Consider the following 14,892-nt stretch of genomic DNA (forward strand, 5'->3'; position numbering starts at 1 on the left):
TTTACGCGATGCCTCAATGATTGCCGGAGATAGCCGCAAGATGGCGCATAAATTCCACATTCTGCTTTTGAATGGGCCCAACCTGAATTTACTGGGGACCCGCGAGCCTGAGAAATATGGTCATACCACACTGCACGATATTGTCAGCGACCTTACGCGTCAGGCCGAACAACTGCAGGTGAAACTGAGCCATCTGCAATCCAATGCGGAATACCAGCTTATCGATCGCATTCATGAGGCAAAAGGCCAGGTGGATTATATTATTATTAATCCAGCCGCGTTTACGCATACCAGCGTAGCCTTGCGTGATGCCCTGCTGGCGGTCAGCATTCCTTTTATCGAAGTGCATCTCTCCAACGTGCATGCACGCGAGCCTTTCCGCCATCACTCCTATCTTTCTGATGTTTCCGCTGGCGTTATCTGTGGCCTTGGCGCTGACGGTTACTCATGGGCTTTACAAACGGCAGTTAAACGCCTGTCACATTCAAATTAAACAGAGTACGGAACCACACTCATGGATATTCGTAAAATTAAAAAACTGATCGAACTGGTTGAAGAGTCCGGCATCGCTGAGCTGGAAATTTCTGAAGGGGAAGAGTCAGTTCGTATCAGCCGTTCACCTGCAAATGTCGGTTATCCTGTGATGCAACAGGCTTACGCGGCCCCTGCCCCGCAGCCTGCTCTGGCAGCCGCCGTGGCGCCCGTGAGCGCGCCGGTGATTGAAGCCTCTGCGCCGGAAGTCAGCGGTCACATCGTGCGTTCCCCGATGGTCGGCACCTTCTATCGCACGCCGAGCCCGGAAGCGAAAGCCTTCATTGAAGTGGGTCAGAAAGTGAACGCGGGTGATACCCTGTGCATCGTTGAAGCCATGAAAATGATGAACCAGATCGAAGCGGATAAGTCTGGTGTGGTTAAAGCGATTCTGGTCGAAAGCGGCCAACCGGTAGAATTTGACGAGCCGCTGGTCGTCATCGAATAACGAGGCGAACCATGCTGGATAAAATTGTTATTGCTAACCGTGGGGAAATTGCGCTGCGCATTCTGCGTGCCTGTAAAGAGTTGGGCATCAAGACTGTAGCGGTACATTCCAGCGCGGATCGCGATTTAAAACACGTACTGCTGGCTGACGAAACGGTCTGTATCGGCCCGGCACAGTCAGTAAAAAGCTACCTCAATATTCCGGCCATTATTTCTGCTGCAGAAATTACCGGTGCGGTAGCGATTCACCCTGGCTACGGGTTCCTGTCTGAGAACGCCGATTTTGCCGAGCAGGTTGAACGCTCCGGCTTTATCTTTATCGGCCCGAAAGCGGATACCATCCGGTTAATGGGTGATAAAGTCTCCGCGATCAACGCGATGAAAAAAGCGGGCGTGCCCTGCGTACCGGGTTCTGATGGCCCGTTGGGTGATGACATGGATAAAAACCGTGCTATCGCGCAACGTATCGGCTATCCGGTAATCATCAAAGCGTCCGGCGGCGGCGGCGGTCGCGGCATGCGCGTTGTACGTGCGGATAAAGATCTGGAACAATCCATTGGTATGACCCGTGCTGAAGCCAAAGCGGCATTCAACAACGATATGGTCTACATGGAGAAGTATCTGGAGAACCCGCGCCATATCGAGATTCAGGTACTGGCTGACGGTCAGGGCAACGCCATTTATCTGGCGGAGCGCGACTGCTCAATGCAGCGTCGCCACCAGAAAGTGGTGGAAGAAGCGCCAGCACCAGGTATCACGCCCGAAATGCGCCATTTCATTGGTGAACGCTGTACGCAAGCCTGTCTGGAAATTGGCTATCGCGGCGCGGGCACCTTTGAGTTCCTGTATGAAAACGGTGAATTCTACTTTATTGAGATGAACACCCGTATTCAGGTAGAGCATCCGGTGACCGAAATGATCACTGGCGTGGATCTGATCAAAGAGCAGCTGCGTATTGCTGCTGGTCAGCCGCTCACCATCAAACAGGAAGATGTGGTCATTCGCGGCCATGCCGTTGAGTGCCGTATTAATGCGGAAGATCCCAACACCTTCCTGCCGAGCCCGGGTAAAGTGACCCGTTTTCATGCACCGGGTGGTTTTGGTGTGCGCTGGGAATCACATCTCTATGCGGGTTACAGCGTGCCGCCTTATTACGACTCCATGATTGGCAAGCTGATCGCTTACGGTGAAAGCCGTGACGTCGCTATCGCCCGCATGAAGAATGCGCTGGCGGAGCTGATCATCGATGGCATCAAAACCAACGTCGAACTGCAGATGAAAATCATGTCCGACGAAAACTTCCAGCATGGTGGCACCAATATCCACTATCTGGAGAAAAAACTGGGCCTGCAGGAGAAATAATTTTCCGCTAATTCAGTTTAAGGCCGGTTAATCCGGCCTTTTTATTTTTTGTCGGCTTTGGGATGAAATGATGGATGCTCGTTTTCTGCAAGCGCATAAAGAAGCACGCTGGTCGTTTTTTCTGACGCTGGCCTATCTGGCCGTCTGGGGCATCAGCGCCTGGCTGGGCGGTAGCGACAGCGGATTAACAGGCCTGCCACGCTGGTTCGAACTCTCTTGCCTCTTTGCGCCCCTGCTCTTCATTTTTTTATGCTGGCTGATGATACGGCTGCTGTTCCGCGATATGTCACTGGAGGATAAGCATGGAAGCTGAAATTATTCTTCCCCTGCTCGGTTATCTAATCCTGATTGCCGGACTTTCGGTTTTTGCGGTACGCAAACAGCGCCAGGGCAGCTTTCTCAACGAATATTTTCTCGGTAATCGCTCCATGGGCGGCTTCGTGCTGGCCATGACCTTAACCACCACCTATATCAGTGCCAGCTCGTTTATTGGCGGCCCGGGAGCCGCCTATAAATATGGCCTCGGCTGGGTGCTGCTGGCGATGATCCAGCTCCCCGCCGTCTGGCTGTCGCTGGGGGTGCTGGGGAAGAAGTTCGCTATTCTGGCGCGGCGTTATAACGCGGTTACGCTGAACGATATGTTGTACGCGCGCTATCGCAGCCCGCTGCTAATCTGGCTGAGCAGCCTGAGCTTGCTGATCGCCTTTATCGGTGCGATGACCGTCCAGTTTATTGGCGGCGCGCGCCTGCTGGAAACCGCCGCCGGCATTCCCTATACCACCGGCCTGCTGATCTTTGGCGGCACCATTGCGCTCTATACCGCTTTTGGCGGCTTCCGCGCCAGCGTTCTGAACGATGCGATGCAGGGCCTGGTGATGCTGATCGGCACCTTTTTGCTGCTGTTCGCCGTGATCCACGCTGCCGGGGGACTTGATGTCGCCGTCAGCAAGCTGCGCACCATCGATCCTCAGTTAGTCGAGCCCCAGGGGCCCGGCAATATTATTACGCCCACTTTTTTAAGCTCTTTCGCTGTGCTGGTCTGTTTCGGGGTGATCGGTTTACCCCACACCGCCGTACGCTGTATCTCTTATAAAGACAGTAAGGCGCTGCATCGCGGCATTATTATCGGCACCATTGTCGTGGCGCTGCTGATGTTAGGCATGCATCTGGCGGGAGCGCTGGGACGGGCGATTATCCCGGATATGGCGGTGCCGGATCGGGTGATCCCGACATTGATGATCACCGTGCTGCCACCCATTGCGGCCGGGATCTTTCTTGCTGCGCCCATGGCGGCCATTATGTCCACCATTAATGCCCAGCTACTGCAATCCTCCGCTACCCTGATCAAGGATCTCTATCTGCGCATTGCACCGCAGCAGATGGAAAATGAGCGGCTGCTGCGTACCTTATCCGCCGGTATCACTTTTGTTCTCGGTGCGCTGCTGCTGCTGGCCGCCTGGAACCCGCCAGATATGATTATCTGGCTGAACCTGCTGGCCTTCGGTGGTCTGGAAGCGGTATTTCTCTGGCCGCTGGTGCTGGGGTTGTACTGGGAAAAAGCCAACGCCGCCGGTGCCATTAGCGGAATGGTGTGCGGTGCTGCCTGTTATACCCTGCTCGCCAGTCTGGACCTGCAGGTCTGGGGCTTTCACCCTATCGTGCCTGCACTGACAGTCAGCCTGCTGGCTTTTCTGGCAGGGAATCTGTTTGGTCGCCAGTCTGCTCTTTCTGACGCGACCATAACGTTGAAATAAAGAGATATGCTATGCCATGGATTCAAATCAAGATTAATACCGAAGGTCGCCACGCTGAAGAGCTGGGCGATGCGCTGATAGAAACCGGCGCGGTTTCTGTGACCTTCCAGGATACCCACGATACGCCGGTCTATGAGCCGTTGCCGGGCGAAACACGCCTGTGGGGCGATACTGACGTTATCGGCCTGTTTGATGCGGAAGTGGAGATGAATCAGGTGGTGGCCGCGCTGACGCAGCATCCGCTACTGGGTGCCGGTTTCCGTCATAAGATCGAGCAGATCGAAGATAAAGACTGGGAACGTGAGTGGATGGATAATTTCCACCCCATGCGCTTCGGTGAACGCCTGTGGATCTGTCCGAGCTGGCGCGACGTGCCAGATCCGGATGCGGTGAATGTAATGCTGGATCCCGGCCTGGCCTTTGGCACCGGTACGCACCCGACCACCTCGCTTTGCCTCACCTGGCTTGACGGCCTCGATCTACAGGGCAAAACCGTGATCGACTTTGGTTGCGGATCCGGGATCCTGGCGATCGCTGCGCTGAAGCTGGGCGCCGCGCAGGCTATCGGTATTGATATCGATCCGCAGGCGATTCAGGCCAGTCGCAGTAATGCCGAACGTAACGGCGTCGCCGATCGCTTATCACTCTATTTGCCCCACCAGCAGCCGGAGAATCTGAGCGCTGATGTGGTGGTCGCCAATATTCTCGCCGGTCCGCTGCGTGAGCTGGCGCCGCTTATCAGCGTGCTGCCAAAGTCTGGCGGTCATCTGGGCCTCTCAGGCGTGCTGGCGACGCAGGCTGACAGCGTATGTGAAGCCTACGCTGACGCCTTCGAGCTTGATCCGGTCGCGGAAAAAGAGGAGTGGTGCCGCATCACCGGCATCCGTCGTTGAGGCTTTCCGCGCGTGTCACAGCGAACCACCCGGCAATAGCTTGCGAGCTCAGATAATAAACAAGGTTAATTATCAACACTCCGTCACATGTATCGCTAATTGCGTCATGTGACGTTTTTTATGTGGCGCATTTTCGGGCTCTGGCAGAAAAATGTTTGTTCACAATTTCAGCTTTAAACTTTTAACCATATGAAAAAGAAGGTTTATTTTCTTTAAGCCTGGCGTGGCGGGCATATTGTTTGATTGTTAGCGGCTGATTGTTCAAAGTTTGGCCTTTCATCTTCGTAAAAAAATGCGTAATATACGCCGCCTTGCGAACAGATAGGGTCACTTCTTTTCATGCGCATCGGACAATACCAGCTTCGTAATCGATTGATAGCTGCGCCTATGGCCGGAGTTACAGACAGGCCGTTTCGCACGCTCTGTTTCGAGAACGGCGCCGGGATGACTGTCTCCGAGATGATGTCGTCGAACCCTGAAGTGTGGGCAAGCGACAAATCCCGTTTGCGTATGGTTCATAGTGATGAGCCCGGGATTCGCGCCGTGCAGATTGCCGGTTGCGATCCTGATGAGATGGCTGCGGCGGCCAGAATTAATGTAGATTCCGGCGCGCAGGTTATCGATATCAACATGGGCTGCCCGGCCAAAAAAGTGAATCGTAAGATGGCAGGCTCGGCGTTACTGCAGTATCCGCAGCTGGTAGAGTCGATTCTTACCGCCGTGGTTAATGCTGTGGATGTGCCTGTTACGCTGAAGATTCGCACCGGCTGGGATACTGAACATCGTAATTGTGTAGAAATTGCCCAATTGGCTGAACGTTGTGGGATTCAGGCTCTGACCATTCATGGACGCACCCGCGCCTGCTTGTTTCAGGGAGAAGCTGAGTACGACAGCATTCGGACAGTTAAGCAGAACGTTTCCATTCCGATTATCGCGAACGGAGACATTACTGACCCGCACAAAGCCAGGGCAGTGCTCGACTATACGGGGGCTGATGCTCTGATGATAGGTCGCGCTGCTCAGGGAAGACCGTGGATCTTCCGGGAAATCCAGCATTATCTGGACACAGGGGAGCTGCTGGCGCCAAAGCCTCTGGCTGAGGTTAAGCACATGCTGATCGGACATATACGGGAACTGCATGACTTTTACGGTCAGCGCAAGGGATACCGTATTGCCCGAAAACACGTTTCCTGGTATTTGCAGGAAAATGCCCCTGACGACCAGTTTCGGCGCACATTCAACGCCATTGAGGATGCCAGCGAACAGCTGGAGGCGTTGGAGGCATACTTCGAAAATCTTGCGTAAACGAAATAAAGAGCTGAAAGAACTATGTTCGAACAACGCGTAAATTCTGACGTACTGACCGTATCTACCGTTAACTCACAGGATCAGGTGACCCAAAAGCCACTGCGTGATTCGGTTAAACAGGCACTGAAGAACTATTTTGCTCAACTGAACGGTCAGGATGTCAATGACCTGTATGAGCTGGTACTGGCTGAAGTCGAGCAGCCTTTGTTGGACATGGTGATGCAGTATACCCGTGGCAACCAGACCCGTGCGGCGCTGATGATGGGCATTAACCGCGGTACGCTGCGTAAAAAACTGAAAAAATATGGCATGAACTGATTCTGGTTCAGGCCGCTAATGACGCCAGCCTCCGGGCTGGCGTTTTTTTTGTTAAATTATTCTTTTCAACCCGAACGGGTGCCTCATCGCTCTTTCCCGGCATAACGCTACCGGCACCGGCTTTTTTTGCCGTTATATGCTTCTCAATTCGCCTGCTCTGTAACGCCTCTCACCGCTTTCCGCGCATCTCCGCCTGTTAACGGCACTCCTCTTCTGTCGCGAGCGGAACAGCGCTTACACGCCATTTCATGGACGCTCGCTCACACCCCTTTCTGATAATAGAAGTTTTTGCACTATTTGTGATCGGGTCGACTCGCCTTGCGTGCTTTTGGTGCGCGATAGTAAGCATGATTGCTAGTTACGTCAGTGTATTAAGAGATATTTTTAACCTATTCAGGATGATTTGCACCTGGCATTGTTTTTGCAATGTCGTAGCTGGCTTACGCCAAAGACAGAAAAAATGCTTATCAAAAGCGCATAACACAACATCACAACACGATTTCGTCACACAGGATGCTTTATGAAAAAGATGATGCTTTCTACTCTGGTCGCGGCAGCTGCTCTGCTGGCGGTTGCACAGCAGGCGCATGCCGGCACAACCCTGGATGCCATTAAAAAGAAAGGTTTCGTACAGTGTGGTATCAGTGATGGGCTGCCGGGCTTCTCTTATGCCGATGCCAGCGGTAAGTTTACCGGCCTTGACGTTGATGTCTGCCGGGCAACCGCTGCCGCCCTTTTTGGCGATGCGACCAAAGTAAAATATACCCCGCTGACCGCGAAAGAGCGCTTTACGGCTCTGCAGTCAGGTGAAGTCGATATCCTCTCTCGTAACACGACCTGGACCTCTTCACGCGATGGCGGCATGGGTTTCCTGTTTGCAGGCGTTAACTATTATGACGGCATTGGCTTTCTGACCCATCAGAAAGCGGGACTGAAAAGCGCTAAAGAACTGGATGGCGCAACGGTCTGTATTCAGGCTGGCACCGATACCGAACTGAACGTGGCGGATTTTTTTAAAGCCAACAAAATGCAATATACGCCGGTGACCTTCGACCGTTCTGACGAATCCGCCAAGGCGCTGGATAGCGGCCGCTGTGATACTCTGGCTTCTGACCAGTCCCAGCTCTATGCGCTGCGTATCAAGCTGGGTAAACCCGATGAGTTTATCGTCCTGCCTGAAGTGATTTCAAAAGAGCCGCTGGGGCCAGTGGTACGTCGTGGCGATGATGACTGGTTCACCGTGGTGAAATGGTCCTTCTATGCCATGCTGAACGCCGAAGAGATGGGTATCAACTCGAAGAATGTTGATGAGATGACGGCTAAACCCACCACGCCCGATATGGCTCACCTGCTGGGCGCAGAAGGCGACTTTGGTAAAGATCTCAAGCTTGATAACAAATGGGCTTACAACATCATCAAACAGGTCGGTAACTACCAGGAAAGCTTTGATCGCAACGTCGGTAAAGACAGTCCGCTGAAAATTGCCCGTGGCCAGAACGCCCTGTGGAAAGATGGCGGTATCCAGTACGCCCCGCCGGTACGCTAATCACCCTCCAGACCGGACACCGCATCAGGCGGTGTCCGACCAGCGTTTTCGTCATTGAGGTTCCATCATGTCCCAACGCCCAACCGTAAAAAGGGATTTTTCATTTGGTAATCCTACGGTTCGCGCCTGGCTTTACCAGATCATGGCCATCATCGCGGTGCTCGCTGTGGTGGGTTATCTTATCCATAATACAGTAATCAATCTGGCCAACCGTGGCATCACCTCCGGTTTCGCTTTCCTTGAGCGCGGCGCCGGTTTCGGTATCGTTCAGCACCTGATTGATTACACGGAAGGCGATACCTATGCGCGCGTTTTTCTGGTGGGATTGACCAATACTCTGCTGGTGTCCGCACTCTGTATCATTTTTGCCTCCGTTCTCGGTTTTTTTATTGGCCTGGCCCGTCTCTCCGATAACTGGCTGCTGCGCAAAATCTCCACCGTTTATATCGAGATTTTTCGTAATATTCCGCCGCTGCTCCAGATCTTCTTCTGGTATTTTGCTGTGCTGCGTAATCTGCCGGGTCCGCGTCAGGCGTTAAACGCTTTCGATCTGGCCTTTGTCAGTAATCGCGGCCTTTATATCCCCTGGCCACAATATGCCCCTGGTACCTGGCCTTTTATTATCGCCCTGGTGCTTGCGGTGCTGGGCACGGTTGCGCTGTTTCGTTATAACCGCAACCATCAGCTGAAAACCGGTCAGCTGCGCCGTACCTGGCCCGCCGCCCTGGCGATGCTGATAGTTTTCCCGCTGGTGGCCCATCTGACCGCGGGCGCGGCTATGCACTGGGATGTACCGACTCTGCGCGGATTTAACTTTCGCGGCGGCTTTGTCATGATCCCTGAACTGGCGGCCTTAACCCTGGCGCTCTCTGTTTATACCTCTTCATTTATTGCTGAGGTTATCCGTGCCGGTATTCAGTCGGTTCCCCACGGACAACATGAAGCGGCTCGCTCACTCGGCTTGCCTCACGCGATCGCGCTCCGTCAGGTGATTATTCCCCAGGCCATGCGCGTCATTATTCCGCCGCTGACCAGCCAGTACCTCAATATCGTTAAAAACTCCTCGCTCGCAGCAGCTATCGGTTATCCCGATATGGTGTCGCTGTTTGCCGGAACGGTGCTGAATCAGACCGGACAGGCCATTGAAACTATCGCGATTACCATGGGCGTCTACCTGGTGATCAGCCTGATAATTTCCCTGTTGATGAATATCTATAACCGCAAAATTGCGCTGGTTGAACGTTAAGAGAACTCTATCCCTATGACTGTTACTACTCATGAAACGTCACCCGTCCCCAGGTCACCGCTGACCAAAGCGGTCGTCTGGGCACAAAAGAATCTGTTCTCCAGCTGGTTCAACGCGTTACTGACGCTGTTCTGTCTGTGGATCATCTGGACACTGATACCGCCCGCGCTCAACTGGTTGCTGTTTCAGGCAAACTGGGTGGGCACCACACGTGCAGACTGCACCAGAGAAGGCGCCTGCTGGGTTTTTATCCATCAACGCTTCGGGCAGTTTATGTATGGCCTTTATCCCCATGAACAGCGCTGGCGTATCAATCTTGCTCTGGTTATTGGGCTGCTGTCGATCATCCCGATGTTTATCAGGCAGCTGCCGCGGCGGGGACGCTATATCGCCTGCTGGGCGATTACTTACCCGTTCGTCGTCTGGCTGCTGCTCTATGGTTCTATGTTTGGCCTTGAGCATGTTGAAACCCGGCAGTGGGGCGGACTGACGCTGACGCTGATTATCGCCTCTGTGGGTATAGCCGGTGCGCTGCCGCTGGGCATTTTGCTGGCGCTGGGGCGGCGTTCCCGTATGCCGGTAGTCCGGACTCTGTCGATTATCTTTATTGAGTTCTGGCGTGGCGTCCCGCTCATCACCGTGCTGTTTATGTCCTCGGTTATGCTGCCGCTGTTTATGGCCGAAGGCACCACTATCGATAAGCTGGTACGGGCGCTGGTCGGCGTCATTTTGTTCCAGTCCGCCTATGTCGCTGAAGTGGTGCGCGGCGGCCTGCAGGCATTGCCGAAAGGGCAGTACGAAGCAGCTGAATCACTGGCGTTGGGCTACTGGAAAACCCAGGGCCTGGTAATTTTGCCGCAGGCGCTGAAGATGACCATTCCTGGTCTGGTTAATACCATTATCGCCCTGTTCAAAGATACCAGCCTGGTGATCATTATTGGTCTGTTTGATCTGTTCAGTAGCGTGCAACAGGCAACGGTTGATCCGGCCTGGCTGGGGATGTCGACCGAGGGGTATGTCTTCGCTGCGCTGATCTACTGGATCTTCTGTTTCAGCATGTCGCGCTACAGTCAGTATCTGGAAAAGCGCTTTCATACCGGGCGTAAATCGCATTGAGGCTTAACATGACACACACTTCTCACTCTTCTTCTGACGCTATGATGATTACGCTCGAAAACGTGAACAAATGGTACGGGCAATTTCATGTGCTGAAAGACATTAATCTGCAGGTGAAGGCGCGTGAGCGCATTGTTCTCTGTGGCCCCTCCGGTTCTGGCAAATCCACGACGATTCGCTGTATTAACCATCTGGAAGAGCATCAGCAGGGCCGGATTATCGTTGATGGCATTCCGCTGAATGATGATGTGCGTAATATCGAACGGGTAAGAACCGAAGTCGGCATGGTATTCCAGCACTTCAACCTGTTCCCCCATCTGACCGTGCTGCAGAACTGCACGCTGGCACCGTCATGGGTGCGGAAAATGCCAAAAAAGGCAGCGGAAGAACTGGCAATGCACTATCTGCAGCGGGTGCGTATTGCTGAGCATGCGCATAAATTTCCTGGCCAGCTTTCTGGCGGGCAGCAGCAGCGCGTGGCTATCGCCCGCTCACTCTGTATGAAGCCTAAAATTATGCTGTTTGATGAGCCCACTTCTGCCCTCGACCCAGAAATGGTCAAAGAAGTGCTGGATACCATGATTGGTCTGGCAGAAGACGGCATGACCATGTTGTGTGTGACGCATGAAATGGGTTTTGCCCGTACGGTCGCGGACCGGGTGATCTTTATGGATCGCGGCGAGATTGTGGAGATGGCACCACCTCAGGAGTTTTTTGCTAATCCCAAATCAGAACGTACGCGCGCTTTCCTCTCCCAGGTTATTCACTGATACCTGTTATCTCCCCCCGGTTTGATGCCGGGGCTACCGTTTAGCCTCGTTGTACCAGATGCGGTGTGATTAGCCTGGCAGGGGATCCATACGGACAGAAACGGGTGCAGCCGGAGTAAGCAAAGGCACAAAATCAGAGGATACAGCGCGCCAGTATCAGAAAACAAAGACGAAAAAGCCCCGTACTTGCGTACGGGGCTCTGTCGGTTTGGTTGCCTGGCAGTTCCCTACTCTCGCATGGGGAGACCCCACACTACCATCGGCGCTACGGCGTTTCACTTCTGAGTTCGGCATGGGGTCAGGTGGGACCACCGCGCTCTGGCCGCCAGGCAAATTCTTTATTTGCCGAACTCATGCCATACTACTGGTGCTGATACCCAGAGTCGAACTGGGGACCTCACCCTTACCAAGGGTGCGCTCTACCAACTGAGCCATATCAGCACACTAAATTGGATGCCTGGCAGTTCCCTACTCTCGCATGGGGAGACCCCACACTACCATCGGCGCTACGGCGTTTCACTTCTGAGTTCGGCATGGGTTCAGGTGGGACCACCGCGCTCTGGCCGCCAGGCAAATTCTGTTGTCGCGCCGCCCGCAGGCCGCACAACATATCCGGGTAACAAACTGAAAATCGCGTCTCTCATAAAACGCCTCTGGCGTTGTAAGGTTAAGCCTCACGGGTCATTAGTACCGGTCAGCTCAATGCATCGCTGCACTTACACATCCGGCCTATCAACGTCGTCGTCTTCAACGTCCCTTCAGGACCCTTAAAGGGTCAGGGAGAACTCATCTCGGGGCAAGTTTCGTGCTTAGATGCTTTCAGCACTTATCTCTTCCGCACTTAGCTACCGGGCAATGCCACTGGCGTGACAACCCGGACACCAGCGGTGCGTCCACTCCGGTCCTCTCGTACTAGGAGCAGCCCCCCTCAGTTCTCCAGCGCCCACGGCAGATAGGGACCGAACTGTCTCACGACGTTCTAAACCCAGCTCGCGTACCACTTTAAATGGCGAACAGCCATACCCTTGGGACCTACTTCAGCCCCAGGATGTGATGAGCCGACATCGAGGTGCCAAACACCGCCGTCGATATGAACTCTTGGGCGGTATCAGCCTGTTATCCCCGGAGTACCTTTTATCCGTTGAGCGATGGCCCTTCCATACAGAACCACCGGATCACTAAGACCTGCTTTCGCACCTGCTCGCGCCGTCACGCTCGCAGTCAAGCGGGCTTATGCCTTTGCACTAACCTCACGATGTCCGACCGTGATTAGCCCACCTTCGTGCTCCTCCGTTACGCTTTGGGAGGAGACCGCCCCAGTCAAACTACCCACCAGACACTGTCCCCGCGCCGGATCACGGCGCCAGGTTAGAACATCAAACATTAAAGGGTGGTATTTCAAGGATGGCTCCACGCAGACTGGCGTCCGCGCTTCAAAGCCTCCCACCTATCCTGCACATCAAGGCTCAATGTTCAGTGTCAAGCTGTAGTAAAGGTTCACGGGGTCTTTCCGTCTTGCCGCGGGTACACTGCATCTTCACAGCGAGTTCAATTTCACTGAGTCCCGGGTGGAGACAGCCTGGCCATCATTACGCCATTCGTGCAGGTCGGAACTTACCCGACAAGGAATTTCGCTACCTTAGGACCGTTATAGTTACGGCCGCCGTTTACCGGGGCTTCGATCAGGAGCTTCGCCTTGCGGCTGACCCCATCAATTAACCTTCCGGCACCGGGCAGGCGTCACACCGTATACGTCCACTTTCGTGTTTGCACAGTGCTGTGTTTTTAATAAACAGTTGCAGCCAGCTGGTATCTTCGACTGGCTTCGGCTCCGGGAGCAAGTCCCCTCACCTACATGCCAGCGTGCCTTCTCCCGAAGTTACGGCACCATTTTGCCTAGTTCCTTCACCCGGGTTCTCTCAAGCGCCTTGGTATTCTCTACCTGACCACCTGTGTCGGTTTGGGGTACGATTTCGTGTTACCTGGAGCTTAGAGGCTTTTCCTGGAAGCAGGGTATCAGTTACTTCAGCACCGTAGTGCCTCGTCATCACGCCTCAGCCTTGATTTTCCGGATTTGCCTGGAAAACCAGCCTACACGCTTAAACCGGGACAACCGTCGCCCGGCTAACCTGACCTTCTCCGTCCCCCCTTCGCAGTAACACCAAGTACAGGAATATTAACCTGTTTCCCATCGACTACGCCTTTCGGCCTCGCCTTAGGGGTCGACTCACCCTGCCCCGATTAACGTTGGACAGGAACCCTTGGTCTTCCGGCGAGCGGGCTTTTCACCCGCTTTATCGTTACTTATGTCAGCATTCGCACTTCTGATACCTCCAGCATGCCTCACAGCACACCTTCAGCGGCTTACAGAACGCTCCCCTACCCAGCAACACACAGTGTCACTGCCGCAGCTTCGGTGCATGGTTTAGCCCCGTTACATCTTCCGCGCAGGCCGACTCGACCAGTGAGCTATTACGCTTTCTTTAAATGATGGCTGCTTCTAAGCCAACATCCTGGCTGTCTGGGCCTTCCCACATCGTTTCCCACTTAACCATGACTTTGGGACCTTAGCTGGCGGTCTGGGTTGTTTCCCTCTTCACGACGGACGTTAGCACCCGCCGTGTGTCTCCCGTGATAACATTCTCCGGTATTCGCAGTTTGCATCGGGTTGGTAAGCCGGGATGGCCCCCTAGCCGAAACAGTGCTCTACCCCCGGAGATGAATTCACGAGGCGCTACCTAAATAGCTTTCGGGGAGAACCAGCTATCTCCCGGTTTGATTGGCCTTTCACCCCCAGCCACAGGTCATCCGCTAATTTTTCAACATTAGTCGGTTCGGTCCTCCAGTTAGTGTTACCCAACCTTCAACCTGCCCATGGCTAGATCACCGGGTTTCGGGTCTATACCCTGCAACTTAACGCCCGGTTAAGACTCGGTTTCCCTGCGGCTCCCCTATACGGTTAACCTTGCTACAGAATATAAGTCGCTGACCCATTATACAAAAGGTACGCAGTCACCCCATAAAGAGGCTCCCACTGCTTGTACGTACACGGTTTCAGGTTCTGTTTCACTCCCCTCGCCGGGGTTCTTTTCGCCTTTCCCTCACGGTACTGGTTCACTATCGGTCAGTCAGGAGTATTTAGCCTTGGAGGATGGTCCCCCCGTATTCAGACAGGATATCACGTGTCCCGCCCTACTCATCGAGCTCACAGCATCTGCGCCTTCGTGTACGGGACTGTCACCCTGTACCGTGCGCCTTTCCAGACGCTTCCACTGACACACATGCTGATTCAGGCTCTGGGCTGCTCCCCGTTCGCTCGCCGCTACTGGGGGAATCTCGGTTGATTTCTTTTCCTCGGGGTACTTAGATGTTTCAGTTCCCCCGGTTCGCCTCGCAACACTATGTATTCATGTTGCGATGATGCACTGAGTGCACCGGGTTTCCCCATTCGGACATCGCCGGGTCAAAGGTTCATATCACCTCACCGGCGCTTTTCGCAGATTAGCACGTCCTTCATCGCCTCTGACTGCCAGGGCATCCACCGTGTACGCTTGTTCGCTTAACCTCACAACCCACAGACGTTTCGCTGTCGCGACCCGTA

12 protein-coding genes, 1 tRNA gene and 3 rRNA genes are annotated in these 14,892 nt (G+C 54.0%); 12 read left to right on the forward strand and 4 right to left on the reverse strand.

Going from position 1 to position 14,892, the window contains the following annotated elements; all coding sequences use genetic code 11:
• Window positions 1-40 precede the first annotated feature (40 nt).
• The 12 genes from aroQ (at window position 41) to E0E17_RS05175 (ending at window position 11,291) form a co-directional block, all read left to right on the forward strand.
• Window positions 41-493: a type II 3-dehydroquinate dehydratase gene (gene aroQ, locus E0E17_RS05120; protein WP_130832146.1), complete on the forward strand. Its 453-nt coding sequence runs from the start codon at window positions 41-43 to the stop codon at window positions 491-493.
• Window positions 494-514: 21 nt separating this feature from the next.
• On the forward strand, window positions 515-979 hold the full coding sequence (gene accB, locus E0E17_RS05125; protein WP_130832148.1) for an acetyl-CoA carboxylase biotin carboxyl carrier protein: 465 nt from the start codon (window positions 515-517) through the stop codon (window positions 977-979).
• Between the two features lie 11 nt (window positions 980-990).
• Complete coding sequence (gene accC / locus E0E17_RS05130) at window positions 991-2,340, forward strand: acetyl-CoA carboxylase biotin carboxylase subunit (protein ID WP_130832150.1); 1,350 nt, start codon at window positions 991-993, stop codon at window positions 2,338-2,340.
• A 70-nt stretch (window positions 2,341-2,410) separates the two neighbouring features.
• Window positions 2,411-2,653, forward strand: a complete 243-nt coding sequence (locus tag E0E17_RS05135; protein WP_130835469.1) for a YhdT family protein — start codon at window positions 2,411-2,413, stop codon at window positions 2,651-2,653.
• On the forward strand, window positions 2,643-4,094 hold the full coding sequence (gene panF, locus E0E17_RS05140) for a sodium/pantothenate symporter (protein WP_130832152.1): 1,452 nt from the start codon (window positions 2,643-2,645) through the stop codon (window positions 4,092-4,094). Before E0E17_RS05135 ends, panF begins: the two co-directional genes overlap by 11 nt.
• A gap of 11 nt (window positions 4,095-4,105) precedes the next feature.
• Window positions 4,106-4,987 (forward strand): 50S ribosomal protein L11 methyltransferase, encoded by an 882-nt coding sequence (prmA, locus tag E0E17_RS05145; RefSeq protein ID WP_130832154.1) that lies wholly within the window; start codon window positions 4,106-4,108, stop codon window positions 4,985-4,987.
• Window positions 4,988-5,326: 339 nt separating this feature from the next.
• On the forward strand, window positions 5,327-6,292 hold the full coding sequence (dusB, locus tag E0E17_RS05150) for a tRNA dihydrouridine synthase DusB (RefSeq protein ID WP_130832156.1): 966 nt from the start codon (window positions 5,327-5,329) through the stop codon (window positions 6,290-6,292).
• A gap of 24 nt (window positions 6,293-6,316) precedes the next feature.
• Window positions 6,317-6,613, forward strand: coding sequence for a DNA-binding transcriptional regulator Fis (gene fis / locus E0E17_RS05155; protein WP_000462905.1), 297 nt, complete (start codon window positions 6,317-6,319; stop codon window positions 6,611-6,613).
• 520 nt (window positions 6,614-7,133) lie between these two features.
• Window positions 7,134-8,159 (forward strand): amino acid ABC transporter substrate-binding protein, encoded by a 1,026-nt coding sequence (locus E0E17_RS05160; protein ID WP_130832158.1) that lies wholly within the window; start codon window positions 7,134-7,136, stop codon window positions 8,157-8,159.
• A 67-nt stretch (window positions 8,160-8,226) separates the two neighbouring features.
• Window positions 8,227-9,405 carry an amino acid ABC transporter permease gene (locus E0E17_RS05165; RefSeq protein ID WP_130832160.1) on the forward strand — a complete coding sequence of 393 codons (1,179 nt, stop codon included), beginning with the start codon at window positions 8,227-8,229 and terminating at the stop codon, window positions 9,403-9,405.
• A gap of 15 nt (window positions 9,406-9,420) precedes the next feature.
• Window positions 9,421-10,521 (forward strand): amino acid ABC transporter permease, encoded by a 1,101-nt coding sequence (locus tag E0E17_RS05170; protein WP_130832162.1) that lies wholly within the window; start codon window positions 9,421-9,423, stop codon window positions 10,519-10,521.
• 8 nt (window positions 10,522-10,529) lie between these two features.
• Window positions 10,530-11,291 (forward strand): amino acid ABC transporter ATP-binding protein, encoded by a 762-nt coding sequence (locus E0E17_RS05175; RefSeq protein ID WP_130832164.1) that lies wholly within the window; start codon window positions 10,530-10,532, stop codon window positions 11,289-11,291.
• Window positions 11,292-11,505: 214 nt separating this feature from the next.
• On the opposite strand, the gene rrf (E0E17_RS05180) is transcribed toward E0E17_RS05175, so the two are convergent.
• The 4 genes from rrf (E0E17_RS05180) to E0E17_RS05195 all read right to left on the reverse strand — a co-directional run bounded on the left by rrf (E0E17_RS05180) (window position 11,506) and on the right by E0E17_RS05195 (window position 14,856).
• Window positions 11,506-11,621, reverse strand: a 5S ribosomal RNA gene (gene rrf, locus E0E17_RS05180).
• Window positions 11,622-11,656: 35 nt separating this feature from the next.
• Window positions 11,657-11,732: transfer RNA gene (locus E0E17_RS05185), tRNA-Thr, on the reverse strand.
• Window positions 11,733-11,746: 14 nt separating this feature from the next.
• Window positions 11,747-11,862, reverse strand: a 5S ribosomal RNA gene (rrf, locus tag E0E17_RS05190).
• Window positions 11,863-11,954: 92 nt separating this feature from the next.
• Window positions 11,955-14,856, reverse strand: a 23S ribosomal RNA gene (locus E0E17_RS05195).
• Window positions 14,857-14,892: the final 36 nt, after the last annotated feature.

This window comes from [Erwinia] mediterraneensis (genome assembly GCF_900604315.1).
Classification (GTDB): Bacteria; Pseudomonadota; Gammaproteobacteria; order Enterobacterales; family Enterobacteriaceae; genus Pantoea; species Pantoea mediterraneensis_A.